The 26,554-nt window shown below is 66.1% G+C and carries 30 protein-coding genes; 26 read left to right on the forward strand and 4 right to left on the reverse strand.

Annotated elements, in window-relative coordinates; genetic code table 11:
* The first annotated feature begins 9 nt into the window (after window positions 1–9).
* On the forward strand, window positions 10–465 hold the full coding sequence (locus tag ACV4UZ_RS05985; RefSeq protein ID WP_491599996.1) for a hypothetical protein: 456 nt from the start codon (window positions 10–12) through the stop codon (window positions 463–465).
* Window positions 466–479: 14 nt separating this feature from the next.
* On the opposite strand, the gene ACV4UZ_RS05990 is transcribed toward ACV4UZ_RS05985, so the two are convergent.
* Complete coding sequence (locus ACV4UZ_RS05990) at window positions 480–686, reverse strand: hypothetical protein (RefSeq protein WP_491599997.1); 207 nt, start codon at window positions 684–686, stop codon at window positions 480–482.
* A gap of 387 nt (window positions 687–1,073) precedes the next feature.
* Between ACV4UZ_RS05990 and ACV4UZ_RS05995 the strand changes: the two genes are divergently transcribed.
* The 23 genes from ACV4UZ_RS05995 (at window position 1,074) to ACV4UZ_RS06105 (ending at window position 21,472) form a co-directional block, all read left to right on the forward strand.
* Window positions 1,074–2,204 carry a hydrogenase small subunit gene (locus ACV4UZ_RS05995; protein WP_491599998.1) on the forward strand — a complete coding sequence of 377 codons (1,131 nt, stop codon included), beginning with the start codon at window positions 1,074–1,076 and terminating at the stop codon, window positions 2,202–2,204.
* 6 nt (window positions 2,205–2,210) lie between these two features.
* Window positions 2,211–3,230 (forward strand): hydrogenase 2 operon protein HybA, encoded by a 1,020-nt coding sequence (hybA, locus tag ACV4UZ_RS06000; protein ID WP_491599999.1) that lies wholly within the window; start codon window positions 2,211–2,213, stop codon window positions 3,228–3,230.
* On the forward strand, window positions 3,230–4,435 hold the full coding sequence (gene hybB / locus ACV4UZ_RS06005; RefSeq protein WP_491600000.1) for a Ni/Fe-hydrogenase cytochrome b subunit: 1,206 nt from the start codon (window positions 3,230–3,232) through the stop codon (window positions 4,433–4,435). Before hybA ends, hybB begins: the two co-directional genes overlap by 1 nt.
* Before the next feature lie 13 nt (window positions 4,436–4,448).
* A complete protein-coding gene (locus ACV4UZ_RS06010; protein WP_491600001.1) occupies window positions 4,449–6,152 on the forward strand; it encodes a nickel-dependent hydrogenase large subunit in 1,704 nt (567 codons plus the stop codon).
* A gap of 139 nt (window positions 6,153–6,291) precedes the next feature.
* Window positions 6,292–6,789 (forward strand): HyaD/HybD family hydrogenase maturation endopeptidase, encoded by a 498-nt coding sequence (locus ACV4UZ_RS06015; protein WP_491600002.1) that lies wholly within the window; start codon window positions 6,292–6,294, stop codon window positions 6,787–6,789.
* A 10-nt stretch (window positions 6,790–6,799) separates the two neighbouring features.
* A complete protein-coding gene (locus tag ACV4UZ_RS06020; RefSeq protein WP_237051411.1) occupies window positions 6,800–7,027 on the forward strand; it encodes a HypC/HybG/HupF family hydrogenase formation chaperone in 228 nt (75 codons plus the stop codon).
* Window positions 7,027–8,130 carry a nickel-dependent hydrogenase large subunit gene (locus ACV4UZ_RS06025; protein WP_491600003.1) on the forward strand — a complete coding sequence of 368 codons (1,104 nt, stop codon included), beginning with the start codon at window positions 7,027–7,029 and terminating at the stop codon, window positions 8,128–8,130. Before ACV4UZ_RS06020 ends, ACV4UZ_RS06025 begins: the two co-directional genes overlap by 1 nt.
* Entirely contained in the window at window positions 8,123–8,467 is a 345-nt protein-coding gene (hypA, locus tag ACV4UZ_RS06030) for a hydrogenase maturation nickel metallochaperone HypA (protein ID WP_491600004.1), read from the forward strand. Before ACV4UZ_RS06025 ends, hypA begins: the two co-directional genes overlap by 8 nt.
* Window positions 8,467–9,402: a hydrogenase nickel incorporation protein HypB gene (gene hypB, locus ACV4UZ_RS06035; protein WP_491600005.1), complete on the forward strand. Its 936-nt coding sequence runs from the start codon at window positions 8,467–8,469 to the stop codon at window positions 9,400–9,402. The genes hypA and hypB overlap by 1 nt, the downstream gene beginning before the upstream one ends.
* A gap of 123 nt (window positions 9,403–9,525) precedes the next feature.
* Window positions 9,526–10,599: a Kae1-like domain-containing protein gene (locus ACV4UZ_RS06040; RefSeq protein WP_491600006.1), complete on the forward strand. Its 1,074-nt coding sequence runs from the start codon at window positions 9,526–9,528 to the stop codon at window positions 10,597–10,599.
* Window positions 10,600–10,710: 111 nt separating this feature from the next.
* Window positions 10,711–10,938 (forward strand): HypC/HybG/HupF family hydrogenase formation chaperone, encoded by a 228-nt coding sequence (locus tag ACV4UZ_RS06045; RefSeq protein WP_085375368.1) that lies wholly within the window; start codon window positions 10,711–10,713, stop codon window positions 10,936–10,938.
* A complete protein-coding gene (gene hypD, locus ACV4UZ_RS06050; protein ID WP_491600007.1) occupies window positions 10,935–12,074 on the forward strand; it encodes a hydrogenase formation protein HypD in 1,140 nt (379 codons plus the stop codon). Before ACV4UZ_RS06045 ends, hypD begins: the two co-directional genes overlap by 4 nt.
* Window positions 12,067–12,327 (forward strand): DUF4160 domain-containing protein, encoded by a 261-nt coding sequence (locus ACV4UZ_RS06055; RefSeq protein ID WP_491600008.1) that lies wholly within the window; start codon window positions 12,067–12,069, stop codon window positions 12,325–12,327. The genes hypD and ACV4UZ_RS06055 overlap by 8 nt, the downstream gene beginning before the upstream one ends.
* Before the next feature lie 3 nt (window positions 12,328–12,330).
* Window positions 12,331–12,594, forward strand: coding sequence for a DUF2442 domain-containing protein (locus tag ACV4UZ_RS06060; protein WP_491600009.1), 264 nt, complete (start codon window positions 12,331–12,333; stop codon window positions 12,592–12,594).
* Complete coding sequence (gene hypE / locus ACV4UZ_RS06065) at window positions 12,595–13,644, forward strand: hydrogenase expression/formation protein HypE (RefSeq protein ID WP_491600010.1); 1,050 nt, start codon at window positions 12,595–12,597, stop codon at window positions 13,642–13,644.
* Window positions 13,645–13,744: 100 nt separating this feature from the next.
* Window positions 13,745–15,385 carry a hydrogenase maturation protein gene (locus tag ACV4UZ_RS06070; protein ID WP_491600011.1) on the forward strand — a complete coding sequence of 547 codons (1,641 nt, stop codon included), beginning with the start codon at window positions 13,745–13,747 and terminating at the stop codon, window positions 15,383–15,385.
* A gap of 325 nt (window positions 15,386–15,710) precedes the next feature.
* Entirely contained in the window at window positions 15,711–17,201 is a 1,491-nt protein-coding gene (gene nifB / locus ACV4UZ_RS06075) for a nitrogenase cofactor biosynthesis protein NifB (RefSeq protein ID WP_491600012.1), read from the forward strand.
* Between the two features lie 18 nt (window positions 17,202–17,219).
* Window positions 17,220–17,408, forward strand: coding sequence for a 4Fe-4S binding protein (locus tag ACV4UZ_RS06080; RefSeq protein WP_491600013.1), 189 nt, complete (start codon window positions 17,220–17,222; stop codon window positions 17,406–17,408).
* A 23-nt stretch (window positions 17,409–17,431) separates the two neighbouring features.
* Window positions 17,432–17,713 carry a nitrogen fixation protein NifZ gene (locus tag ACV4UZ_RS06085; protein WP_491600014.1) on the forward strand — a complete coding sequence of 94 codons (282 nt, stop codon included), beginning with the start codon at window positions 17,432–17,434 and terminating at the stop codon, window positions 17,711–17,713.
* Window positions 17,710–17,925 carry a putative nitrogen fixation protein NifT gene (gene nifT, locus ACV4UZ_RS06090; RefSeq protein WP_491600015.1) on the forward strand — a complete coding sequence of 72 codons (216 nt, stop codon included), beginning with the start codon at window positions 17,710–17,712 and terminating at the stop codon, window positions 17,923–17,925. Before ACV4UZ_RS06085 ends, nifT begins: the two co-directional genes overlap by 4 nt.
* Before the next feature lie 23 nt (window positions 17,926–17,948).
* On the forward strand, window positions 17,949–18,803 hold the full coding sequence (locus ACV4UZ_RS06095) for an SIR2 family NAD-dependent protein deacylase (RefSeq protein WP_491600016.1): 855 nt from the start codon (window positions 17,949–17,951) through the stop codon (window positions 18,801–18,803).
* A gap of 38 nt (window positions 18,804–18,841) precedes the next feature.
* Window positions 18,842–19,225, forward strand: coding sequence for a 2Fe-2S iron-sulfur cluster-binding protein (locus ACV4UZ_RS06100; protein WP_491600017.1), 384 nt, complete (start codon window positions 18,842–18,844; stop codon window positions 19,223–19,225).
* 225 nt (window positions 19,226–19,450) lie between these two features.
* Entirely contained in the window at window positions 19,451–21,472 is a 2,022-nt protein-coding gene (locus tag ACV4UZ_RS06105; RefSeq protein ID WP_491600018.1) for a methyl-accepting chemotaxis protein, read from the forward strand.
* Between the two features lie 120 nt (window positions 21,473–21,592).
* On the opposite strand, the gene ACV4UZ_RS06110 is transcribed toward ACV4UZ_RS06105, so the two are convergent.
* Genes ACV4UZ_RS06110 through ACV4UZ_RS06120 form a run of 3 tightly spaced genes read right to left on the reverse strand, consistent with a single transcriptional unit; the run spans window position 21,593 to window position 23,780 of the window.
* A complete protein-coding gene (locus ACV4UZ_RS06110) occupies window positions 21,593–22,012 on the reverse strand; it encodes an ArsC/Spx/MgsR family protein (protein ID WP_491600156.1) in 420 nt (139 codons plus the stop codon).
* Between the two features lie 14 nt (window positions 22,013–22,026).
* Window positions 22,027–22,953, reverse strand: coding sequence for an ADP-ribosyl-[dinitrogen reductase] hydrolase (draG, locus tag ACV4UZ_RS06115; protein WP_491600019.1), 927 nt, complete (start codon window positions 22,951–22,953; stop codon window positions 22,027–22,029).
* Window positions 22,954–22,964: 11 nt separating this feature from the next.
* Window positions 22,965–23,780, reverse strand: a complete 816-nt coding sequence (locus ACV4UZ_RS06120) for an NAD(+)--dinitrogen-reductase ADP-D-ribosyltransferase (RefSeq protein ID WP_491600020.1) — start codon at window positions 23,778–23,780, stop codon at window positions 22,965–22,967.
* A 310-nt stretch (window positions 23,781–24,090) separates the two neighbouring features.
* Here ACV4UZ_RS06120 and nifH point away from each other — a divergent pair, with 310 nt between their 5' ends.
* Together nifH and nifD are read left to right on the forward strand one after the other, a co-directional pair.
* Window positions 24,091–24,984 (forward strand): nitrogenase iron protein, encoded by an 894-nt coding sequence (nifH, locus tag ACV4UZ_RS06125; RefSeq protein ID WP_491600157.1) that lies wholly within the window; start codon window positions 24,091–24,093, stop codon window positions 24,982–24,984.
* A gap of 66 nt (window positions 24,985–25,050) precedes the next feature.
* The gene (gene nifD, locus ACV4UZ_RS06130; protein WP_491600021.1) at window positions 25,051–26,514 is read left to right on the forward strand and encodes a nitrogenase molybdenum-iron protein alpha chain; all 1,464 of its coding nucleotides are present in this window, start codon (window positions 25,051–25,053) and stop codon (window positions 26,512–26,514) included.
* The last annotated feature ends 40 nt before the right edge of the window (window positions 26,515–26,554 follow it).

A 26,554-nucleotide genomic window follows, 5' to 3' on the forward strand; every position in this document is an offset into this window, starting at 1 on the left:
AAATCGTCCATGGGTGAGCAACAGCAATACCTGATGGACGGCGCGGCGACCGCGCCTCCCTCGGGAAACTTCGGCGCCGGGCCCGCCATGATGCCGCGCAACAGCCTATCCGAATTCGAGCGTGCCCAGATTCGGCGAATTGCCGAGGAAGGCTCGGCGCTGGCCGCCAACGTGGTCCGCTGGCACCGGGACCAGGCCACCCATCCGGACGGCGACGTGGAGCGGCGTCTGTCGCACGGCCTGGCCGTGGCGGCCCTGGGCGCCCTGATCATGCAGATTCTGGCCTGGGTCCGCCTGGTGGAACCGGCCGACACCCCGTCCGACACCCTGCGCACGGCGCGCGAGGTCATCGACGCCGTCGACCCCGAGGCCGAACCGGCGAGACTGGACACCCAGGCCCGCGCCTTGCTTATCCACGCCCTGGAGGTCAAGGCCAAGGCCCGGCGCATCTCGCGCAACTGGTGAGGCGCCTCCCAGGGTCAGGGGCATTCCGCCAGCTTGAGATCGCAGGGAGCCTTCTGCCCCAGCGACACCACCAGCAACCGCTCCTCGCATCGCCTGATGCGCTCGCGGGCGGCCGCCAGCCGCTCTCCCTCCGCCGCCCCGGGCTTTTCCGACAGCTCCGCCACCAGGCGATACGCCCGCTCCAGCTCGCCGCACAAGGGGCCATATCCAGGATTGCCCATCCCGCCCTCTTGATTCTTATCAAGAGCATACTTATCGCAAGGAACGAACGACATAATCAATGCTTCAGAGGAATAATGAAAAGTAACTTTCCATATATGGATAGCTATCTTTCACCGCCGACGGCAGCCGCTTGCTGGACGCATTCCATACAACTCCGCTGATCGCCTTCCCACCTGGATTACGGGATCGACCCTACCCCGTCCGCCCCACCCATTGGAGTTGGCACGGTGCTTGCGGTAACTGCATCGCACAACCGAGAACAAGAAGATTCGGGAGGCATTCGGGGGACTGAGCGGGCCGGGGCATGACCCCCGGGTCCTGCCATGGCTCCGCGATCTTCCCTCCCGGACTTCCGCAGCCCGACGCGCCAGCCAAGGTGGGGGACAATGTACGACGATACCGAAATTTCCCGCGAGATCGCGAACCGGTTCAATCTGGAACGCCGCGACTTCCTGAAGTTCTGCGCCGCCATGGCCGCGACCATGGGCCTGCCCAAGGGGGCCGACGCGCAGATCGCCCAGGCCATCACCGCCAAGGAACGCCCCAGCGTGATCTGGCTGCACTTCCAGGAGTGCACCGGCTGCACCGAGTCCATGCTCCGCGCCGAGCATCCGACCATCGAGAAGCTGATCCTGGAGATCATCTCGCTCGACTACCACGAGACGCTGTTCGCCGCCGCCGGCCATCAGGTCGAGGCCGCCCGCGAAGCCGCCATGAAGAAGAACTGGGGCAAGTACGTCCTGGTCGTCGAGGGCGCCATCCCGGTCAAGGACGGCGGCATCTACTGCAAGGTGGGCGGCAAGACCGCCCTGCAGCTGACCAAGGAATGCGCCGAGGGCGCGGCGGCGGTGATCGCCATCGGCTCCTGCGCCTCGTGGGGCGGCATGCCGTCCACGCCGCCCAATCCCACGGGCTCGACCGGCGTGCCGGAGATCCTGGCCGGCAAGCCGGTGGTGACCATCCCCGGCTGCCCGCCCAACCCCTACAACTTCCTGTCCACCGTGGTCCACTTCCTGACCTTCGGCGCCCTGCCGGCGGTTGACGACAAGGGCCGCCCCAAATTCGCCTATTCCCGTCTCATCCACGAGAATTGCGAGCGTCGCGCCCATTTCGACGCCGGCCGCTTCGCGCTGGAATTCGGCGACGAGGGCCACCGCAAGGGCTATTGCCTGTACAAGCTGGGCTGCAAGGGCCCCGAGACCTACGCCAACTGCCCCGCCATCCTGTTCAACGACGTGGGTTCGGGCTCGTGGCCGGTGGGCACCGGGCATCCCTGCATCGGCTGCACGGAAAAGGGCATCGGGTTCCACAAGCCCATCCATGCCCTGGCCGAGCTGCAGAACCAGCGTCCGCCCGCGGGCTATCCCCGCGTGGTCGAGGAGCAGGGCACCGGTGCCTCCATCGGCGCGCTGGCCACGGTGGCGGCGGTCGGTGGCCTGGCCATCGGCGCCGGCGCCAAGCTGGTGGGCAATCTGGGCAAGAGCGAAGACGGCCAGGATTCCGGAAAGCAGGGGTAATCCGCCATGACCATCACCAGACGCAATTTCTTGCGCCGGGCGGCGGCGGGTGGAACGGCGGCGGCTGCCGCCTGCGCCACCCTGGCCCCCACCGGCGTCGAGGCCCGGGAAAGCCACAAGGTTCCCGAGAATGCCGTCGGCCTGCTGTTCGACGGGACGCTGTGCATCGGCTGCAAGGCCTGCATGTCGGCCTGCAAGGAGGTCAACAGCCTGCCGCTGGAAGACAATGTCGGCGAAAAGCTGTGGGACACCCCGCTGGAGCTGTCGGGCAAGACCTACAACGTCATCAAGATCTACCAGTCGGGCACCATGGAGAACAAGGACAAGGCCGAGAACGGCTTTGCCCATATCAAGCGCTCGTGCCTGCACTGCGCCGACCCCTCCTGCGTGTCGGCCTGCCCGGTCTCGGCCATGCAGAAGCGGCCCACCGACGGCGTGGTCACCTACGACAAGGACGCCTGCATCGGCTGCCGCTACTGCGTCGCCGCCTGCCCCTTCGGCGTGCCCCAGTTCCAGTACGACACGCCCAAGCCGGAAATCGCCAAGTGCCAGCTGTGCAAGCACCGGATGGAGGAAGGCAAGTACGCCGCCTGCGCCGAGGTCTGCCCGACGGGCGCCACCATTTTCGGCTCCTACAAGGCCCTGTCGGCGGAAATCGACCGCCGCCGCGCCATGAAGCCGGGCGAACCCAACACCTTCCCCCGCCGCACCCCCGATTCGGGCGACATGCACGAAAAGGCGGCGCCCGAATACGTGGATTACGTCTACGGCCAGAAGGATGGCGGCGGCACCCAGGTCCGCTACCTGTCCGGCGTGCCGTTCGACAAGCTGGCCCTGCCCATGGGACTGCCGGAACGGGCCTATGCCGCCGATTCCGAGACCATGCAGCACACCCTTTACGGCGGGATGATCCTGCCGGTGGTGGCGCTGGCCGGTCTGGTCACCGCCGCCTGGCGGGGCTCCAAGGACCACCACGACGACGATGATTTCGACATGTTCGATCATCCGGAAGGGGGGCACAAGTAATGGTCAACCATCCCATTCCCAGTCAGGTGGCCAGCCGCCTGAGGAAGGCCAAGGCCGGGCCGGCCGCCATCGGCGGTTCGCTGGTCTCCCCCTTCACCATCGTGCTGGCGGTGCTGATCGGCATCGCCCTGTTCTTCCTGGTCCAGCGCTTCATCTACGGCCTGGGCGCCGTCACCAACATCAACAACGGCTACCCCTGGGGTATCTGGGTGGTGTGGGACGTGGTCATCGCCACCGGCTTCGCCTGCGGCGGCTACGCCATGGCCCTGGTGTGCTACGTCATGAACCGGGGCGAATACCATCCGCTGGTCCGCCCGGCGCTGACCGCCTCGCTGTTCGGCTATTCCCTGGGCGGCCTCAGCGTGCTGATCGACCTCGGCCGCTACTGGAACTTCTGGCACATCCTGTGGCCGGGCTACGCCCAGCCCGGTTCGGTGATGTTCGAGGTGGCCGCCTGCATCAGCCTGTACATCATCGTGCTGTGGATCGAGTTCTCGCCGGCCTTCCTCGAGCATTTCGGCTTCAAGAACCTCAAGGCCAAGCTGAACAAGGTGATGTTCTTCTTCATCGGCCTGGGCGTGCTGCTGCCCACCATGCACCAATCCTCGCTGGGATCACTGCTGGTGGTGTTCGGCGCCCAGATCCATCCGCTGTGGCAGACGCCGCTGCTGCCGCTGCTGTTCCTGCTGACCGCGGTGTGCATGGGCTTCGCCATCGTCATCGTCGAGGCGACGGTGGCCGCCGTGGGCTTCAAGCGCGACATCCATGACGAGCTGCCCATGCTGTCCAAGATCGGCAAGATCATCATGGGCATCCTGGTGGCCTATCTGGTCATCCGCCTGGGCGACCTGGCGGTCCGGGGCGCCATCTTCAAGGTGTTCACCTCGGGCGCCAAGAGCGTGATGTTCCTGATCGAGATGGCGGTGTTCGTCTATCCGATCGTGGTGCTGTCCTCTCCGGCCAACCGCAAGCGGCTGTCCAAGCTGCTGGCCGCGGCCATGAGCATGCTGACCGGCGCGGTCCTGTACCGCATCGACGCCTTCCTGGTGGCCTACGACACCGGCCCCGGCTGGCACTACTTCCCCAGCGTGCCCGAGATGATGGTCACCATCGGCGTGATCGCCATCGAAGTCCTCGCCTACATCATTTTCGTCCGGAAATTCCCCATTCTTCCCGGCCACTCGACCCCTGCGGCCGCCGAGTAAGGAGACCTGAGCAGTGTCCAAGAGAATCACCATCGATCCCATCACCCGGATTGAAGGCCATCTGCGCATCGACGTCGAGGTCGACGGCGGCAAGGTCACCAAGGCTTGGTCGTCGGGCCAGATGTGGCGCGGCGTCGAGCTGATCCTGCTGGGCCGCGACCCGCGCGACGCCTGGGCCATCACCCAGCGCATCTGCGGCGTGTGCACCACCGTCCACGCCATGACCTCGGTCCGCGCGGTGGAGAACGCCCTCAATCTGGAAGTGCCGGTGAACGCCCAGTTCATCCGCAACATGATCATCTCGGCCCATGCCATCCATGATCACATCGTGCACTTCTACCACCTGTCGGCCCTGGACTGGGTGGACGTGGTCTCGGCGCTCAAGGCCGATCCGCTGAAGACCGCCCAGTTGGCGGAAAGCCTGTCGGACTGGCCGCTGAACAACAAGCACGTCATGATCCAGACCCTGGAGAAGCTGAAGAGCTTCGTCGGCACCGGCCAGCTGGGTCCGTTCACCAACGGCTATTGGGGCCATCCGGCCATGAAGCTGTCGCCGGAAGTGAACCTGCTGGCGGTGGCCCACTACCTCCAGGCCCTGGACGCCCAGCGCCACGCCAACAAGATCGTCACCCTGCTGGGCTCCAAGTCGCCCCACATCCAGAACGTGGCGGTGGGCGGCGTGTCCAACCCCATCGCCACCGACAGCCAGTCGGTGCTGACCGTCGAGCGCCTCTTGAAGCTCAAGATGCACATGGACGCGCTGGGCGACTTCATCCGCAAGGTCTATCTGGTGGACATCGCCGCCATCGGCGCCTTCTACGCCGACTGGACCAAGTACGGCGCCGGCGTCACCAACTACCTGTCGTGCCCCGACTTCCCCATGGACTCGAAGGGCACCCAGTTCCTGGTTCCCGGCGGCTACATCCCCAATGCCGACCTGGCCCAGTACAAGCCCATCACCGCCTTCGGCGACGCCTATTTGCGCGACGGCGTCGAGGAAGGGGTCAAGCATGCCTGGTACGAGTATTCCAAGCCCGGCCCGCTGCACCCCTACAAGGGCGAGACCAAGCCCAAGTACACCGACTTCCAGGATGACGGGAAGTATTCCTGGCTGAAGGCCCCCACCTTCTACGGCAAGCGCGCCCAGGTGGGTCCGCTGGCCAGCGTGCTGGCGGGCGTCGCCGCCGGCCACCAGCCGACCATCGGCTATGCCAACAAGGTGCTGGACACCGCCTCGTCGCTCCTGGGCTCGAAGATCCCGCTGGCGGCGCTGCACTCCACCATCGGCCGTCACGCCGCCCGCGCCGTGCGCGCCGGCGTGATGCAGGAGGTCATGGTGCAGAACTGGCAGGCCCTGCTCGACAATATCGGCAAGGGCGACACCAAGACCTTCAACAAGCCCACCTTCCCCAAGGGCGAGGTCATGGGCTACGGCTTCCACGAGGCGCCCCGCGGCCTGCTGTCCCACTGGACGGTGATCCGCGACGGCAAGATCGCCAACTACCAGTGCGTGGTGCCGTCCACCTGGAACGCCGGCCCGCGCGACGACAACGACAACATCGGCCCCTACGAGGCCTCGCTGATGGACAACCCCATCGCCGATGCCGAGTTGCCGCTGGAAGTGCTGCGCACCGTCCACTCCTTCGACCCCTGCCTGGCCTGTGCCGTGCACGTGGTCGAGGACAACAAGGAAGTGGTGCAGGTCAAGGCGCTCTAGTACGCTTCCCCGATCGCGTCATGGCCGGGCTCGTCCCGGCCATCCACGCGGTGCCGCCCCGGAAAGCGCCGGACCTGCGGCACGGCATGGATGCCCGGATCAAGTCCGGGCATGACGGGATAAGGAGGCCTTTCATTTGATGGATTCCCAAGCCATGCGCATCGTTGTTCTCGGCGTCGGCAACATCCTGCTCTCCGATGAAGGAATCGGCGTCCACGCCGTGAACAGGCTGGTGGAGCTCTACGATCTCCCCCAGGAGGTGGAGGTCATCGACGGCGGCACGTCGGGCATGGATTGCCTGGATCAGGTCTCCGAGGCCGACCATCTGATCATCGCCGATTGCATGCGCTCGAAGAAGGAGCCCGGCACCATCACGCGGCTGACCGGCGACCAGATTCCCGCCTTCTTCAAGACCCGCATCTCGCCCCATCAGGTCGGCCTGTCCGACATGCTGGGCGCTTTGAATTTCCACGGCCTGATGCCCAGGAACATCGTGCTGTTCGGGGTCGAACCCCTGTCCTTCGACCTGTCCATGGAGCCCACCCCCACCGTGGGCGCCCGCCTGCCCGAGCTGGTGGAACTGCTGGCCGGCGAACTGGCCGGGATCGGCGTCCAGGTGCGCAGGAAGGCGGCCTGAGACCATGTGCATGGCCGTGCCTTCGCGCATCACCGCCATCGACAACGGAATCGCCACGGTCGAGGCCTTCGGGGCGCTGCGCACCACCAGCCTGATGCTGCTGGACGAAGAGGTGGCGGTGGGCGACTACGTCCTGCTCGGCCCCGGCGGCAGCTTCGCCGCCGAAAAGGTCGATCCCGAGACGGCCGCCGAGGCGCTGGCCTATCTCACCGAGGTTCTGGCCACCGGGCAGGCCTGATGCTGCCGGTGGAGTCCAGCCTCGCCATCACGCTCCATCTGGAGGGGGACCGAGTCGGACGGGTGGAGATCGCCTCCAGCCGTCTGGTCAAGGCCTCGGACATGCTGAACGGCCGCCAGCCGGCCCAGGTCCTGGCCCTGTTGCCCACCCTCTATTCCCTGTGCGGCACCGCCCAGGGCCTCGCCGGCCTGCAGGCGGTGGAGAACGCCGCCGGCATCCAGCCGGCCCCCGCCCAGCGGACGGCCCGGCGCATCCTGTGCCAGGTGGAGGTGGTCGTCGAGCACGCCGCCGCCGCCTTGCGCGACTGGCCCGCCCTCTTGGACGAGAGCCCCGACCTCGACGGGCTGAAGCCGCTGCGCCCGCTGATCATGGCGGCGCGCAAGGCGCTTTATCCCGCCGGCGACTGGACGGCTCCCGGCGGCGGCAGGCTGGCCCCCGATGGCGCGGCCCTGACCGATCTGGTTCGCGGCCTGGGCGAGGCCGTGGCCCGGGCGGATGATGTGGCCGACCGCCTGATCAGCCGCATCGAGGACGACAATCTCGAAGGATTCGGCGCCGTTGCCCCCTGCCTGATGCCCGAAGCCGGGCCGCCCGACCTGGAGGCGCGGCTGGCGGCCGACCATGACGGGTCCTACCGCGCCCGCCCCCATTGCGATGGCGTCGTCTTCGAGACCGGCCCCCTGGCCCGCCAGTCCCGCCGCCCCCTGATGGCGCTGCTGATGGGCCAGTACGGCACCGGCCTGATGCCCCGCTTCTCCGCCCGGATGATGGAGATGGCGGCGGCGTTGCGGGAAGTGGCGGAATTGGCGCATGATTTGGGGGACGATTCCGGCGGCCTGCCCATGGCGCGAAGCGACGGGAGCGGATTGGGTGTGGTGGACGCGGCGCGCGGCCTGTTGGCCCACCGGGTGGAACTGCGGGAGGGTTTGTTGAGCGCGTACCGGATTCTGGCCCCCACCGAGTGGAACTTCCACCCCGACGGCCCCCTGGCCCGGGGACTGATCGGCGCGTCCGGCCCCGATCTGGCGGGACGGACCGCGCTGCTGGCCGCCAGCCTCGACCCTTGCGTCCCCTACCGCGTCGAGGTCAGCCCCCATGCATGAGATGAGCCTGACCGAGGGCGTGGTGCGCATCCTGGAGGATCAGGCGGCCCAACACGGTTTCACCCGGGTCAAGACGGTGTGGCTGGAGATCGGCGAACTGTCCACCGTGGTGCCGGAAAGCATGGAATTCTGCTTCGACGCGGTGGCGCGCGGCAATCCGCTCACCGCCGAGGCCAGGCTGGAGATCATCCGCGTTCCCGGCACCGCGTGGTGCATGGATTGCTCGAAATCGGTCCACGTCACCTCGCGGGTGGATCTCTGCCCCGATTGCGGCGGCGCCAAGCTGGCGGTGACCTCGGGCGAGGAGATGCGGATCAAGGAAATGGAGGTGGAGTGATGTGCACGGTGTGCGGCTGCGGTGACGCCAAGGTGGATGGACACTCCCACTCCCACTCCCACGACCATGACCATGGACATCATCATGGCCACAGCCACGATCACAGCCATGACCACCCCCACGGTCACGACCATCACCACCACGACCACGATTCCGACAAGGACATCCATTACGGAAGGGGCATCGCCGGCGTCCACGTGCCGGGCCTTTCCCAGAAGCGCATCGTCCAGATCGAGAAGGACATCCTGTCCCACAACGACGATTTCGCCGGGCGCAACCGGGCATGGCTGGCCGAGCACGGCGTGTTCGCCCTGAACCTGGTGTCCAGCCCCGGCTCGGGCAAGACCACCCTGCTGTGCCGCACCGCCGAGGCGCTGAAGTCCCGCTACCCCCTGGCGGTGATCGAGGGCGACCAGCAGACCAGCTTCGACGCCGACCGCATCCGCGCCACCGGCATTCCCGCCATCCAGGTCAATACCGGCAAGGGCTGCCATCTCGACGCCCACATGGTGGAAAGCGCCATCGCCAAGCTGAAGGTGGAAGACGATTCGGTGCTGTTCATCGAGAACGTGGGCAATCTGGTCTGCCCCGCCGCCTTCGATCTGGGCGAGGCCTACAAGGTGGCGATCCTGTCGGTGACCGAGGGCGAGGACAAGCCCTTGAAGTATCCCGACATGTTCCACGCGGCTGCCATGATGATCCTCAACAAGACCGATCTGCTGCCCCACACCGATTTCGACGTGGAGCGCTGCATCGGCTTCGCCCGCCGGGTCAATCCCGACATCGTCGTCCTGCAGCTTTCGGCGCGCACCGGCGAGGGCTTCGACGAATGGCTGGCCTGGATCAACGAGGGCAGGAAGCGCGCCTTGGCCCACAAGGTTGCGCTGCTGGAAAAGAAGCTGGCGGCCGCGCGTGCGGGCATCGAGCAAGGCTGAGGCCATGAATTTTCACCACGAAGGCACGAAGGACAGGAAGGGAAAGGGAAGGATTTCCTCTCTTCTTCGTGCCCCTTCGCGCCGTCATGCCTTCGTGGTGCATTCGGCATCGGCGGCCTGCCGATGAGCGTCATCGCCCAGATCGTCTCCCTGCCGCGCGAAGTGCCGCCGACCCTGGCGGTGGGCGCGTTCCTCAAGAATTCAGTCTGCCTGACCCGGGGGGCGGAGGCGCTGATTTCGGCCAATCACGGCGATCTCGGCACGCCGGAAGCCATCGCCGCCTTCGAGGCCTCCATCGAGGCGCTGGTGGCGGAAGCGGGCGTGACCCCGGTGCGCGTCGCCCATGACCTCCATCCCGATTTCCACTCCACCCGCTACGCCCTCTCCCTGGACCTGCCGGCCGTGGCGGTCCAGCACCACCACGCCCACGCCGCGGCCATCGCCGCCGAGCACGGCATCGAGGGGCCGGTGATCGGCGTATCCTTCGACGGCTTCGGCCTTGGCCCCGGCAACCAGTCGTGGGGCGGCGAGTTGCTGCTGGCGGAAGGCGCCCATTACCGCCGCCTGGGCCACCTCGCCCTGCTGCCCCAGCCCGGTGGCGACCGGGCGGCGCGCGAGCCCTGGCGCATGGCGGCCGCCGCGCTGCACCGCCTGGGTCGCGGCGGCGAAATCGCCGAACGCTTCCAAGACATCCCGGCGAGCGCCCTGCTGGGGCAGATGCTGGACAAGCGCCTCAACAGCCCGGAAACCTCGTCGGCCGGGCGGCTGTTCGACGCCGCCTGTGGCCTGCTCGGCATCCACCCCATCGCCGAGTTCGAGGGCCAGGCCCCCATGGCGCTGGAAGCCCTGGTGACCAGGCCCGAGGTGCTGCCCACCGGCTGGATCCTCCAGGACGGAGTGCTGGACCTGCTGCCGCTGCTGGCCTGCCTCGCCCATTGCGCCGACCCGGTCCGGGGTGCCAACCTGTTCCACGGCACCCTGATCGAGGCCATGGGCCAGTGGATCTGCGACGTGGCCGAAGCCGCCGGTACGCCCTATGTCGCCTTGGGAGGGGGATGCTTCCTCAATCGCGTGCTGACCGGCGGATTGGTGGAGAAGCTGACGCATGCCGGCCTGACACCGCTGCTGGCCGCCAAGGTGTCGCCCGGCGACGCCGGCCTGTCCCTGGGGCAGGCCTGGATCGCCGCGTTGAGTTGATTGTTGTTGATGTCATCCTGAACGAAGTGAAGGATCTTTCAGCCCCGGTCGCGTCCGTACCTGAAAGATCCCTCGGCAAGCTCGGGATGACAGATTGAGGGAAACGAACAGATGTGCCTTGCCCTGCCCTCCCTGGTCACCGAGATCCTGCCCGACGACAATGCCCGGGTGGAACTGGGCGGTGTCTCCAAGATCATCTCGCTGGCCCTGGTTTCCGACGTGAAGCCGGGCGATTACGTCATCGTCCATGTGGGCTACGCGCTGTCGGTGATCGACCCCGAGGAGGCCGCCCGCACCCTGGAGCTGTTCCGCGAGATGGGCGAGGAATTGCCGGCGTGAAATACATCGACGAGTTCCGCGACGGCGAGGTGGCGCAAAGCATCGCCAAGGCCATCAAGGCCGAGGCCGATCCAGGCTCCACCTATCACATCATGGAGTTCTGCGGCGGCCATACCCACGCCATCAGCCGCTACGGCCTGGAAGACCTGCTGCCCGCCAATGTGCGCATGATCCACGGGCCGGGCTGCCCGGTCTGCGTGCTGCCCATCGGGCGCATCGACGCCGCCATCTGGCTGGCCAAGCAGCCGGGCGTGACGCTTTGCACCTATGGCGACATGCTGCGGGTGCCGGGGTCCAAGCGACTGTCGCTCCTGAAGGCCAAGGCCGAGGGCGCCGACGTGCGCATGGTCTATTCGACCCTCGACGCCATCAAGCTGGCGCAGGCCAACCCGGACCGCCAGGTGGTGTTCTTCGCCATCGGCTTCGAGACCACCACGCCGCCCACCGCCGTGGCCATCAAACAGGCCCAGGCCCTGGATCTCAAGAATTTCAGCGTGTTCTGCAACCACGTGCTGACGCCGTCGGCCATCACCCAGATTCTCGACAGCCCCGAGGTGCGCGAACTGGGGACGGTCAAGCTGGACGCCTTCATCGGCCCGGCCCATGTGTCCACCATCATCGGCTCGCGCCCCTACGAGTACTTCGCCGAGGAATACCAGCGCCCGGTGGTGATCGCCGGCTTCGAGCCCCTGGACGTCATGCAGGCGGTCCGCATGCTGGTCCGCCAGATCAACGACGGCCGCTTCGAGGTGGAGAACGAGTTCGCCCGCGCCGTGACGCGCGACGGCAACGAGAAGGCCAAGTCCCTGGTGGCCGACATGTTCGAGCTTCGGCGCGTCTTCGAGTGGCGGGGATTGGGGATGGTGCCCTATTCGGCGCTGCGCCTCAAGGAACCCTATGCCGCCTGGGATGCCGAGCGCCGCTGGGACGTGCCCCGGGACAATTCCGGCGACAACAAGGCCTGCGAATGCGGCGCCATCCTGAGGGGCGTCAAGAAGCCCACCGACTGCAAGCTGTTCGGCACCGTGTGCACCCCCGAGAACCCCATGGGCTCGTGCATGGTCTCGGCCGAGGGCGCCTGCGCCGCCCACTGGACCTATGGCCGCTTCCGCGACCTGGAGAAGAGCGATGCCTGAAATCAGCCGTTTCCTCGGCATGATCATCGCCATGTATTACGACGACCACGCGCCGCCCCATTTCCATGTGCGCTACGGCGACCGCGAAGCGGTGATCCGCATCAATGATCTTGCCTGCATCCAGGGTAACCTGCCGCCCAAGGCCATGGGCCTCGTGATAGAATGGGCAACGGCCCATAAGAACGAGCTGGAACAGGATTGGGCTCTGGCGCGCCAGGACCTGCCGCTCAACAAGATCGCGCCTCTGGAGTAGGTCATGCACAGGGATGTCGTCCAGGTCACCTCGGTTGACGGTTTCAAGCTCCGGCTGCGCTTCGAGGACGGCTCCGAGGGCGAGGTGGATTGCTCCACCCTGCTCTCCTTCAAGGGCGTCTTCGCCCCCCTGAAGGACCCGGCCGAATTCGCCAAGGTGCGGGTCAACCCTGAATTGGGGACCATCTGCTGGCCCAACGGCGCAGACATTTGTCCCGATGTCCTCTATTCCCGCGCCACGGGCGCTCCCCTTCCCGGACAGCATTGAATGACCCTGCCCCGCCGTACCCATCCCCGCCCCCTGGACATCGCCTCCGGCCGCGTCGACCTCACCCATGGCGGCGGCGGCCGCGCCATGGCCCAGCTGGTCGAGGAACTGTTCGTCGCCGCCTTCGACAACGAGGCGCTGAACCAGCGCAACGATCAGGCGGCCTTCGACGTTCCCGGCGGCCGCATGGTGATGACCACCGACGGCTATGTCATCTCGCCGCTGTTCTTTCCCGGCGGCGACATCGGCAGTCTTGCCGTCCACGGCACCGTCAACGACGTGGCCATGGCCGGCGCCCGGCCCCTCTCGCTGTCGGCGGGTTTCATCATCGAGGAGGGCTTCCCGCTGGCCGACTTGAAGCGCATCGTCGAGTCCATGGCCAAGGCCAGCAAGGACGCGGGCGTGCCGGTGGTCACCGGCGACACCAAGGTGGTGGAAAAGGGCAAGGGCGACGGCATCTTCATCACCACGGCGGGCATCGGCATGGTACCGCCCGGCGTGGAGATTTCCGGCGATCTGGCGCGCCCCGGTGATGCCATCCTGGTGTCGGGCACCATGGGCGACCATGGCGTGGCGGTGATGAGCCAGCGGGAATCCCTCGGCTTCGAGACCGAGATTCTGTCGGATTCGGCGGCATTGCATACAATGGTCGCCGAGATGGTCGCCGCCGTGCCGGGCATCCGCGTCCTACGCGATCCCACCCGTGGTGGTCTGGCCGCCACCTTGAACGAGATCGCCAGCCAGTCGGGCGTGGGCATGCTGATCGAGGAAGGGCTGGTGCCGGTCAAGCCCCAGGTGCTGGGCGCCTGCGAACTGCTGGGCCTCGACCCCCTTTACGTCGCCAACGAGGGTAAGCTGATCTGCATCTGCGCCGAATCCGATGCCCCCCGCCTGCTCGACATCATGCGCGCCCATCCCTTGGGCGCCGACGCTGCCCGTATCGGGGCGTGCCGGGAAGACACCCACCACTTCGTCCAGATGAAGACCCGCATGGGCGGCAACCGGGTGGTGGACTGGCTGGCGGGCGAGCAGCTGCCGAGAATCTGCTGAAAGTTGTCATGCTGAGCACCGCGAAGCATCTTTCACCCACTACCCCGTCCGTGCCTGAAAGACCCTTCGCGCCGCTCAGGGTGACAGGCGGAGAATCTCGATGAAAATCCTTCTTCTCGCCCATTCCTTCAACTCGCTGACCCAGCGCCTGTGGGTGGAGCTGTCGGAACTGGGCCACCACGTCACGGCCGAATTCGACGTCAACGACGCGGTGACCCTCCAGGCGGTGGAGATGGCGCGGCCCGACGTGATCGTCGCGCCCTTCCTCAAGCGCGCCATTCCCGAAGCGGTGTGGAAGAACCACCTGTGCCTGGTGGTCCATCCCGGCCCACCCGGCGACCGGGGACCGGCGGCCCTGGACTGGGCCATCCTGGAAGGCCACGAGGAATGGGGCGTCACCGTGCTGCAGGCCGAGGCCGGCATGGATGAAGGCCCCGTGTGGGCCAGCCGCACCTTCCCGCTGCGTCAGGCCACCAAGTCCAGCCTCTATCGCAACGAGGTGGCCGACGGAGCGGTGGAAGCGGTCCTGGACGCGCTGGCCCGCCTGGCCGACGGACCGGTCGGTCGCCCCGCCCTGGCCCCCTTCAAGCCGGCGGTCAAACAGGCCCGGCGCGCCATCGACTGGAGCCGGGACGACACCGCCACCGTGCTGCGCAAGATCCGCTCCGCCGATGGCACGCCGGGCCTGCTGGATTCCATTCTCGACCGGTCGGTCTACCTCCATGACGCCCATGCGGCGACGGGGCTTTCGGGCAAGCCGGGCGATCTGGTCGCCCGCTCGGGCTCGGCGGTGGCGCGGGCCACCACCGACGGCGCGGTATGGATCGGCCATCTGCGGGCCAGGGAAGAGCATGCGCTGAAACTGCCGGCGCTCGACGTGCTGGGGCCGCTGGACCATTTGCCGGAAGCCCCCGGCTATCACGACATCTGGTACGACGAGCGTCACGGGGTGGGATACCTCCACTTCCCCTTCGTCAACGGCGCCATGAGCACCGACCAGTGCCGGCGCCTCCGGGATGCCTTCGTCAAGGCCACGGAGCGCCCGACCAAGGTGATCGTGCTGATGGGCGGACCCGATTTCTGGTCCAACGGCATCCATCTGTGCACCATCGAATCCGCCGCCAGCCCCGCCGGGGAATCCTGGGACAACATCAACGCCATGAACGATCTCTGCCGCGAGATCATCACCTGCCCCAGCCATTTCACCGTGGCCGCCCTGCAGGGCAATGCCGGGGCGGGCGGCGTGTTCCTGGCGCTGGCCGCCGATCTGGTGGCGGCCAGGGAAGCGGTGGTGCTCAACCCCCATTACAAGGGCATGGGCAACCTCTACGGCTCGGAATACTGGACCTACCTGCTGCCCCGGCGCTGCGGCGCCGCGAACGCCGCCCAGGTGGTCGAGGCCCGCCTGCCCATGGGCACGGCCGAGGCCGAGCGCCTGGGCCTGATCGACTGCCGCTTCGGCCGCACCATCCCGGAGTTCCGCCAGCTGGTGGCGGAGATGGCCGAGGCCCTGGCCGCCGACCCGGGCCTCGACGAGCGCCTCGCCGCCAAGCGCCTGACCCGCGCCGCCGACGAGGCCCAAAAGCCCCTGGAGCAGTACCGCGCCGAGGAGTTGGAGCACATGAAGCTGAACTTCTACGGCTTCGATCCCAGCTACCACGTGGCCCGTTACAACTTCATCCACAAGATTCCCAAATCGCGCACGCCGCTGTATCTGGCGCGCCACCGGCGCAAGGGATAGGACCGACCATCGCGGGGCTCCCGCCCCGGCCCCCGGCCGGAGCCCATGCCTCCGGGCCTCTCTTTTGTTTGTCGGGAAGGGGGCGACACGCCCCCTTTGTCATGCTGAGCGCCAGCGAAGCATCTTTCACCCGCAGATGGCGGCCGCGTCTCCTCCCCTGTGTCGGAGTAAGACGGCCAAAACCGGCCTTTGTCGCATCCCCGCCGCCTTTGTCGGGGATGCGACAAAGGCTGAAACCAAGCATTTCCGCCATTTTATTGCGTCGCAGCACTTGGCATCGCCATTGCAGAGGAACCGGCATAGACCCCTGACGAGGAGGCCGCCGGTGTCCAGCAACGTCATCTCTCTCTCCAGCATCGTCCGTGGACCCATGGTCCCCGCCGAAGCTCCGGCCGCGCCCACCGGCGGCTGTTCCTCCAAGTCCTGCGGGTCCGATGCGGGCCAGGGCGACATGCCCGCCCACATCTGGGACAAGGTCAAGGACCACCCCTGCTACTCCGAGGAAGCCCACCACTACTTCGCCCGCATGCATGTGGCGGTGGCTCCGGCGTGCAACATCCAGTGCAATTACTGCAATCGGAAGTACGACTGCGCCAACGAATCGCGCCCCGGCGTCACCAGCGAGAAGCTGACGCCCGAACAGGCGGCGCGCAAGGTGGCGGCGGTGGCGGCCAAGGTGCCGCAGCTTTCGGTCCTGGGCATCGCCGGCCCCGGCGATTCCATGTTCGACTGGAAGAAGACCTCGGCCACCTTCCGCGAGGTGTCCAAGCTGCTGCCCGACCTCAAATACTGCGTCTCGACCAACGGCCTGGCGCTCCCCGACCACCTGGACGAGCTGGCCCAGCACAACATCGACCACGTCACCATCACCATCAACATGGTGGACCCCGAGATCGGCGCGCTGATCTATCCCTGGATCTACTTCAAGGGCAAGCGCTACACCGGCATCGAGGCGGCGCGCATCCTGCACGAGCGCCAGATGGAGGGCCTGGAGGGTCTGACGGCGCGCGGCATCCTCACCAAGATCAACTCGGTGATGATCCCCGGCATCAACGACCAGCACCTGATCGAGGTGAACAAGGAGATCAAGGCGCGCGGCGCCTTCCTGCACAACGTCATGCCGCTGATCTCGGACCCGGCCCACGGCACCGCCTTCGGGCTTTCCGGCCAGCGCGGCCCCAAGCCCGCCGAGCTGAAGGACCTGCAGGACAAGCTGGCCGGCGGCGCCAACCTGATGCGCCACTGTCGCCAGTGCCGCGCCGACGCGGTGGGCATGCTGGGCGAGGATCTGTCCCAGGACTTCACCCTGGACAAGCTTCCGGAAGTGGCCGCCGCCTATGACCCCGAGCCCCGCCGCCTCTACCGCGAGGTGGTGGAGCGCGAGCGCGCCGACCGCGCCAAGGCGCTGGCCGGGGCCGAGGCCGAACTGGCGGAAACCGTGACCGAGGCTCCGACCAAGCTGGTCGCCGTCTGCACCAAGGGCGGCGGGCGCATCAACCAGCATTTCGGCCACGCCAAGGAATTCCAGATCTTCGAGGTGGATTCCAGGGGCGTGCGCTTCTCGGGCCATCGCAAGGCCGACAATTACTGCGTCGGCGGTTATGGCGACGACGACAAGCTGGACGTGGTCCTGGCCGCGCTGGAGGGCATCGACACGGTGTTCGTGGCCAAGATCGGCCGCTGCCCCAAGGACGACCTGAAGAAGGCCGGCATCGAGGCCATCGACGCCTATCCCTTCGACTACATCGAGACGGCGGTTGCCGGCTGGTACGCCGACCGCTTCGGACAAAGCGGCATCGCCGCGGATATTGCCTAGAGAGAAGGAGAGAACATCATGGCTTTGAAGATCGTTGCCGACGAATGCACGTCCTGCGGCGCCTGCGAGTTCGAGTGCCCCAACGCGGCCATCAGCTCCAAGGGCAGCGTCTACATCATCAAGGCGTCCGCCTGCACCGAGTGCGATGGCGATGCCCCGAAGTGCCAGGCGGTCTGCCCGGTCGAGGGCTGCATCGTCCAGGGCTGACCTTCCGAGGAAAGGGTGCCGTCATGAGCGAGGACGCGAATTTCGAACTGTGGGACAAGCCCCTTTACGAGCGCGGTGACAAGGTCACGGCGCTCAGGGATGTCCGCAATGACGGCACCTATCCCGGCTCCAGGATCGGGGAGTTCCTGATCCGCAAGGGCGAAGTGGGCTACGTCACCCAGGTGGGGACCTATCTCAACCGCTTCTACGTCTATGCCGTGGACTTCCTGGAAAGCGAGCGTCTGGTCGGCATGCGCGCCCACGAACTGGAGCGCGCGGAAGAAGAAGAGAGGAAGGCGTCATGAAGGTCATGCTGCGCAAGGTCGGCGAGAAATACGAAATCTACGTCCCCAAGAAGGACCTGGAGGAATTCGTCGTCGAATCCGAAAAGGAAGGCATCTGGGGCGGCACCATCAAGATCGCCAACGGCTGGACCTTCGCCATGCCGGAGATGCCGCCGGACACCAAGCTGCCCGTCACGGTCGACGCCCGGAAGCTCAGCGGCGACGACGAGTGAGCCCCGGCAAGGAGGACGCGGCCATGCTCGACTCCCCCAAATCCCTGCTCGCCGAGATCGGAACCGAGATCGCCGCCGGCAATCTCGTCCCCTTCCTCGGGCCCGACGTGCTGCTGATGGATTCCGAGCCGCCGGTGCCGGTGGGCGCCCGCGCCCTGGCGCTGGCGCTCGGCGCCAAGGTGGGCGTGCCCGGCCGCATCAAGAACAATCTCTGGCATTCCGCCCAGTACATCGAGACCCACAAGCACCGCGTCACCCTGGACAAGCTGATGGCCGGGTTCTTCCAGCCGGTGCCGGAACCCAACGCGCTGCATCGCTGGCTGGCCGGGCTGCCCCGCCTGCCCCTGGTGGTGGACACCTGGTATGACGGCGCCATGAAGGCGGCCTTCGAAGGAGCGGGCCGCGACAATTGGGGCATCGTCCAGGGCTGCTCCAAGGCAAGGCGTCTGGACGGCGGCGTCTGGACGAGGGCGGTGTCGCCCGATGGCGCCATCGTCGCCGACGACGTGGCCGACGGCTGGCGCACCGTGCTCTACAAGCCCCACGGCGCCGCCCAGCCCACCGGCGACGTGCTGGTGTCGGATTCCGACTATGTGGAGGTCCTGACCGACATCGACATCGGGACACCCATTCCCCGGGTGGTCAAGGACCGGCGGACGGGACGCGGCTTCGTCTTCCTGGGCTGCCGCTTCTACGACCAGATCCTGCGCACCTTCGCCCGGCAGATCGCCAAGCGCTCGGGCGGGCCGCGCTATGCCGTCCTGCCCGAGGATCTCACCCGCAACGAACTGAAATTCCTGGAAATCGAGGGCATCACCCCCATCATCCTGCCGCTGGCCGAGGCCGTGGCGCTGATGAGCGCCCAACAGCCAGCCTGACCCCCCGCCACCCACCATACCCGGAGAGAGGAACACTCATGGCCAACGTTACGTTCAGCGCCCCCACCCTGGAAAAGGACGTCACCGTCTATGCGGTGGCGGGCGACAACAAGACCCTGCTGGGCGTGGCCAAGCAGCACGGAATCGCCATCCCCTGCCAGTGCCAGGACGGCGAATGCGGCTCGTGCCTGATCAAGGTCACCATCCTGGACGACAAGCGCCCGTCCGGCATTCATCTGACCGAAAAGGAAAAGCTCACCCTTTCGGTCAATGGCAAGCTGACCAAGGATCAGCTGGCCAATACCGAGACCAACGACATGCCGCCGCCCTACCGGCTGGCCTGTCAGTACATCGTCCGGAACGAGGATATCCTGGTGGAATTCTCGGGCGAGCCGGGCGTCGAGATCGATCTGCGGCGATAGGTGGCGGAAGCTCGCAGATCGAGAAGGGGCGTCCCCGGCGGGGCGCCCCTTCATTCTTTTGTAATACACCGATCAGAAGAATACGAAGCCTGTCACCCTGGAGTATATACAGTATTTACGCATATAGCCCGCCAGTTTCACATGCCATAAAGTCCGATCGAACGGGATGCTTTATTCATAGGCTTCCGCAAAACATACATCGCCAATGATATAATAGGGGAAGTCATGGCCCTTGATCAGGTTCTCTCCCGCTTTACCGTCAAGACCCGGGTTTTTCTGGGATTCGGACTGGTCCTCGCCTTGCTCGCCCTGGTCGCCGCCATCGGCATCAGCGGCCTGATATCCGCCAAGGATCAGGTGGAGGAATACGCCAGGGTCGGCGACAATACCGTTCAGGTGGCGGTCTTGGTGGGCAATTTCACCGAGGCGCGGCGCAATGTCCGCGCCTTCGCCAATGACGGCACAGCCGCCTCGGCCACCGCCGCGCGTGAGCTGTTCGCGCGACTTCGCAAGGATGTCGCCGAAGTGGCCGGCAAGACGGTCAACCCGGCGCGGCGGGAGAACCTGAACAAGATCGCCAAGGAACTCGATGCCTACGCCGCCAATTTCGAGAAGATGGCCGAGGCCCGCAGTGAAAAGGAAAAGCTGATCAACGAGCAGCTGAGTGTCCTTGGCATGCAATCGCGCGAGGCCCTGGCCGGCATCGTCGCGGCGGCCATGGCCACCGGCGATTTCGAGGCGGCGGCCCAGACCCTCCAGGCCCAGGAAGCCCTGATGCAGGCCCGGCTGCTGGCCAGCCGCTTCACCAGCACCCCCACCCAGAAGCTGGCCGAAACCGCCCGCCAGCAGTTGGATGCCTTCCTGCTCCGGGCGCGCTCGCTGGAGGAACGTCTGCAGGACCCCGGCCGCAAGCGGCTGGCCAAGGAAGCCGCCACCCTGGCCGAACGCTACGCCGCCGCCTTCGTGCAGATGGTCGACAAGACCATGGTGGTCGAGCATCTGGCCAACACGGTGATGCGCGGCGAGGCCGGAGAAATCGCCAAGCTGGCCGACCAGACCCGAAGCGCCCAGATGGACCGGCTTTCCGGCCTGAAGGAACAGACCATCGGCGGCATCAGCCGCGCCACCACCACCGATCTGGTGCTGTCGGGCGGCGCTTTCGTGATCGGCCTGCTGCTGGCCTCGCTGATCGCCGGCTCCATCGTCAAGCCCATCAACGCCATGACCGCCACCATGTCCAAACTGGCCTCGGGCGACAAGAGCGTGGAGATTCCCGCCACCGCCAACAAGGACGAGATCGGCGAGATGGCCCGCGCCGTCCAGGTGTTCAAGGACAGCATGATCCAGGCCGAACGCCTGGAAGCCGAGGCCCGCGCCGAGCAGGAGCGCGAGGTGGCCCGCGGCCGCAAGCGCGAACTGCTCACCGCCGATTTCGACGTGATGATCCGCCGGGTGATCGCCAAGGTGGACAATACGGTGCAGAGCGTCCACGCCACCTCCACCAGCCTGCACGCCGCCGCCGAGCAGACCTCGCGCCAGAGCGCCGCCGTCGCCGCCGCCGCCGAGGAAGCCACCGCCAACATCCAGACCGTGGCCTCGGCGGCCGAGGAACTGGGCGCCTCCACCCACGAGATCAGCCGCCGGGTCCAGGACACCACCCGCATCACCCAGGAGGCGGTGGACGGCGTGCAGACCGCGGACGCCACGGTGGAGGGCCTGTCCACCGCCGCCCAGAAGATCGGCGAGATCGTCAGCCTGATCAACGACATCGCCGCCCAGACCAACCTTCTCGCCCTCAACGCCACCATCGAGGCGGCCAGGGCCGGCGAGGCGGGCAAGGGCTTCGCCGTGGTGGCCAACGAGGTCAAGCACCTGGCCACCCAGACCGCCAAGGCCACCAGCGAGATCGCCGAACAGATCGGCGGCATCCAGGCCACCACCCAAAGCGCCGTCAGCGCCATCAAGACGGTGGGCGCCGCCATCGCCCGGGTGGACGAGGTGGTGTCCTCCATCGCCGCCGCGGTCGAGGAACAGAACGCCGCCACCCAGGAAATCGTCCGCAACGTCCAGGAAGCCGCCAACGGCAATCACGAGGTGACCAGCAACATCACCGAGGTGTCGTCCGCCGCCCACCTGACCGGCGAGATGGCGTCGAACATGTACAAGGTGGCCGAAGTGCTGGAGGAATCCGGCACCAGCCTGGGCAAGCACGTGGAGACCTTCCTCTCCAGCGTCAAGGCGGTGTGACCGGGGGGCCCCCTCGCCTTTTGCCGTCATTGCCGGGCTTGTCCCGGCAATCCAGCCCCCCGGGTCATGCCCGGGGGCGACGGCGGGAAAGATGTGCGATTCAGGCTCGCCGGACAGGCCCTACCGCCCGGGGACCGAGCAGACGCCGTCGCTGCGCGGGCAGGTCTCCGGGATGGGCTCGGCGGTCCGGGCCAGCCCGATCCACTGGGCCACCTCCGCCTCGTCGAAGCCGGCCATGCGCCGGCCGCCGCTCTCCATCAGGGGACGGCGGATCAGCAGCGGGTCCAGGCACATCTCGGCCAGCGCCTCCTGTTCCCCCATGGCCTCCGGCACCACCGCGCCCGACTTGACCCGGGGGGCGGCGCGGTTGAACCACCGGTCCACCGGCAGGCCGTCGAAGAACGGCCGCAGCGCCTCGGGCGTCCAGCCCTGGGCGCGAATGTCGAGCGCCACCACGTCATGTCCAGAACGCGACAGCAATTGCTTCTGCCGGGTATTGTTGCTGCAGCCCGGCTTTTCATAGAAGACGACCAGAGCCATCATCCGCTTCTCCCTCAGGTCTTGCTCTTGAGCGTGTCGGCCAGGGCCAGCAGGGCCGGCACCTGGGCGCGAATCTCGTCCGCCACCGCCTTGTCCAGCTTGCCCGCCCAGGCGGCGGGAATCTCCCGCACGCCGTAGGTGGCCCCGGCCAGCATGCCGGCGATGGCCCCGGTGGTGTCGGCGTCGCCACCCTGGTTGACCACCTCGATCAGGCAGTTGCGGAAGGAATCGGTCAGGAAATAGAAGTGCAGCACCGTCTGCATGGTATCGACGATGTAGGCGGTGGACTGGCCGCGGAAGGTCTCGAACTTGAAGCATTTGTGCTTCTCGACCAGGCTGTTGGCCTCGTCGCGCGCCGCCTTCATGCCGTGGCCCGCCACCAGCGCCTGGGTCATCCGCCCCAGCGCCAGGGTGGCGTCGTCGGACAGCGGGTGGTGATGGGTGATGTGACTCTGGGCGATGGTCCATTCCTCGAACAGCGCCGGATTGCCCAAGGTGGCCAGGGCGGTGGGCAGGTTGCGCATGGCAGCGCCGTTGCCGGCGTCACCCTCGCAATAGCCGCCCTCGGTGCTGCCGTTGGTGATGAAACGGCGGATGCCGCGCCGGCAGGTGTTGCCCACGTCCACCGGCCCGGTCTTCAGCCAGGCGGCGAATTCCTCGCACACGTCCTTGAGGTCGAGGCCGCCCTTCCGCATCAGCGAGCGGCCCAGGCACAGGCTCATCTCGGTGTCGTCGGTGACCTGGCCCGGCGCCAGATGAAGCCAGCCGCCGCCGATCATCTTGCGGTGCAGGCCGTACTTTTCGCGGATCTCGCCCTTGGTCAGGAATTCCACCGTCGCCCCCAGGGCGTCGCCGACGGCGAAGCCCAGATAGGCGCCGAGCGCGCGCTCCTCCAGGGTCGGGCCGGATGCGGGTGATCGGTCGAGGAATGGCAATCGCATGGAGGTTCCAATCAGAAATAGGCCGCGTTGACCTGATAATCGCCACCGATCACCAGATACTCGCCCTCGCCCTTCAGGGGGTGGACGGGCAGCAATGTGTTGAAGAACAGGATTTTCACCGTCGGCACCCGGGCGGTGAGGATGGTGTCGCCGAAACAGTCGGCGACCTCGCGGTCCGACGAGAACGACGCCAGGTTGTTGAGACGCATCACCACGGTCTTGCGGTCCAGGCGTTCGACCACCTGATGCTCGTCGAAGGAGTTGATGCCCCGGTACAAGGTGACGTGCCGCTCGCCCGGGGCCGCGAAGCGGGCCAGGGCCCACTGGCAGAACTCGTAGAGCATGTCGAGCTGGCAATAGATGGAGTTGTTGTGGAATCGGCTGGACATCTTCTCGTCCACATAGGTCGCCCAGCCCTGGGTCGAGAAGCGGGTGATCATCTCCTTGTGGAAGGTGGGGAACAGCCCGAAGCGGCTTTCCACCCAGCCCTTCAGCACGGCGCCCTCGGGCCCGTTGGAATCGTAGCCCCACCCCTTGAGCAGACGCAGGAAGCTGGAGCGGTAGCGCCGCCGCGAGCCCTTCAGTTCCTCCTGCTGCTCGGGATCGATGCCGAACATGGCCATCATGTACTTATAGAAGGCATCGCCGGCGTCCATCAGGCCGTCCGACTGCCCCAGCATCTCGAACAGCTGGCCGTTCATCTCGCGCACGCCGGAAATGTGCAGCTCGCGCGGGTCCTCGTTGAAGGCCGCCGAGCCCAGCAGGCTGGTGGACAGACCCATCAGGTTGGTGCTGTGGCCGATGCTGTGTGCCCGCGCGTCGTTCATGAACCGATTCGCCCCCGTTGTTCAGCACCGTCTCATGCAAGACCCGTACCTTTTGGCATAAGCGGGGCGAAAGGCTGAAAAACCCTGATCCTGTTGGGGTTGCAACACAGGAACGGGGGTTTGTCGGATTCCGCACAGACGCACAAAAAGCAGGCAGAAGCCCGACACACCTGGCTAATGCATTGTTTTTGGCCGACTAATTTTTTCCGCTGCGCCGCACATAAACTTGGCACGCCCATTGCGATGAGGAGGCCGTGGCGGTGACCAAGTCCTCGCCGAGCAAATTTTGAAGGCCAACCAGTGAAAGGAAATTCCCATGGTTCGTCAGATCGCTTTCTACGGCAAGGGCGGTATCGGTAAGTCCACCACCTCGCAGAACACCCTGGCCGCTCTCGTCGAGATGGGTCAGAAGATCCTCATCGTCGGCTGCGACCCCAAGGCCGACTCCACCCGTCTGATCCTCAACACCAAGCTGCAGGACACCGTGCTGCACCTGGCCGCCAAGGCCGGCTCGGTGGAAGACCTCGAGCTCGAGGACGTGATGAAGATCGGCTACAAGGGCATCAAGTGCACCGAGTCGGGCGGTCCCGAGCCGGGCGTCGGCTGCGCCGGCCGCGGCGTGATCACCGCCATCAACTTCCTGGAAGAGAACGGCGCCTATGACGATGTGGACTACGTGTCCTACGACGTGCTGGGCGACGTGGTGTGCGGCGGCTTCGCCATGCCGATCCGCGAGAACAAGGCCCAGGAAATCTACATCGTCATGTCCGGCGAGATGATGGCCCTGTTCGCCGCCAACAACATCGCCAAGGGCATCCTGAAGTATGCCGGTTCGGGCGGCGTCCGCCTGGGCGGCCTGATCTGCAACGAGCGTCAGACCGACCGCGAGCTGGATCTGGCCGAGACCCTGGCCAAGCGCCTCAACACCCAGATGATCCACTTCGTGCCGCGCGACAACATCGTCCAGCACGCCGAGCTGCGTCGCCAGACCGTGATCCAGTACAAGCCCGACTCGAAGCAGGCTGAAGAGTATCGTCAGCTGGCCACCAAGATCCATGCCAACGGCGGCAAGGGCACCATCCCGACCCCGATCACCATGGAAGAGCTGGAAGACATGCTGATCGAGTTCGGCATCATGAAGACCGACGAGCAGGCCCTGGCCGAGCTCCAGGCCAAGGAAAAGTCCCTCTGCAGCGCGGGCTGATCCACAGGTAAACGGCGGGCCCTCCTAAAGGGTGGAGGGCCCACTCAAACACTGAAGGAGAGGGCCATGAGCCTCGATTACACCAACGATACCGCCGCCGCCGAGGCGCTGATCAAGGAAGTCCTTGAAGCGTATCCGGAGAAGGCCGCCAAGCGCCGTTCCAAGCACCTCGCGGTCGCCAAGCCGACCGAGGAGGAAGGCACCACCTCCTGCGGCGTCAAGTCGAACATCAAGTCCATCCCCGGCGTCATGACCATCCGTGGCTGCGCCTACGCGGGTTCCAAGGGCGTGGTGTGGGGCCCCGTCAAGGACATGGTCCACATCTCCCACGGCCCCGTGGGCTGCGGCCAGTATTCCTGGTCCCAGCGCCGCAACTACTTCAACGGCACCGTCGGCATCGACTCCTTCGTCACCATGCAGGTGACCTCGGACTTCCAGGAACGCGACATCGTGTTCGGTGGCGACAAGAACCTGGACGCCATGATCGACGAGCTGGACACCATGTTCCCGCTCAACAAGGGCATCTCCATCCAGTCCGAGTGCCCCATCGGCCTGATCGGTGACGACATCGAGGCCGTCGCCAAGAAGAAGCACAAGGAAACCGGCAAGACCATCGTGCCGGTGCGCTGCGAGGGCTTCCGCGGCGTGTCCCAGTCGCTGGGCCACCACATCGCCAACGACGCCATCCGCGACTGGGTCTTCGACAAGCCCCAGCCCGAGGAAGCCTTCGTCCCCGGCCCCTACGACGTCAACCTGATCGCCGACTACAACATCGGCGGCGACGCCTGGCCGAGCCGCAAGCTGCTGGAAGAGATGGGCCTGCGCGTGATCGGCATGTGGTCCGGCGACGCCACCCTCTCCGAGATGGCGCGCGCCCCCAAGGCCAAGCTGAACCTCATCCACTGCTACCGGTCGATGAACTACATCTGCCGCCACATGGAAGAGAAGTACGGCATCAAGTGGGTGGAATACAACTTCTTCGGCCCGAGCCAGATCGCCGCGTCCTTGCGCAAGATCGCCGCTCAGTTCGACGAGACCATCCAGAAGAAGGCCGAAGAGGTCATCGCCAAGTACCAGCCCCTGGTCGACAGCGTGATCGCCAAGTACAAGGCCCGCCTGGAAGGCAAGACCGTGATGCTGTACGTGGGCGGCCTGCGCCCCCGTCACGTCGCCAACGCCTACGAAGACCTGGGCATGAAGATCGTCGGCACCGGCTATGAATTCGCCCACAACGACGACTATCAGCGCACCGGCCACTACGTCAAGGAAGGCACCCTGATCTATGACGACGTGACCGGCTACGAGCTGGAGAAGTTCATCGAGCAGATCCGCCCCGACCTGGTCGGATCGGGCATCAAGGAGAAGTACGCCACCCAGAAGATGGGCGTGCCCTTCCGCCAGATGCACTCGTGGGACTACTCGGGCCCCTATCACGGCTATGACGGCTTCGCCATCTTCGCCCGCGACATGGACATGGCCATCAACAGCCCGGTCTGGAGCAAGTTCAAGGCCCCCTGGAAGGCCGCCTGAACCTCCGATCCTGACCTGTAACGCGTTGTTTTGCTTTAAC

The organism is Paramagnetospirillum sp., from assembly GCF_058402745.1.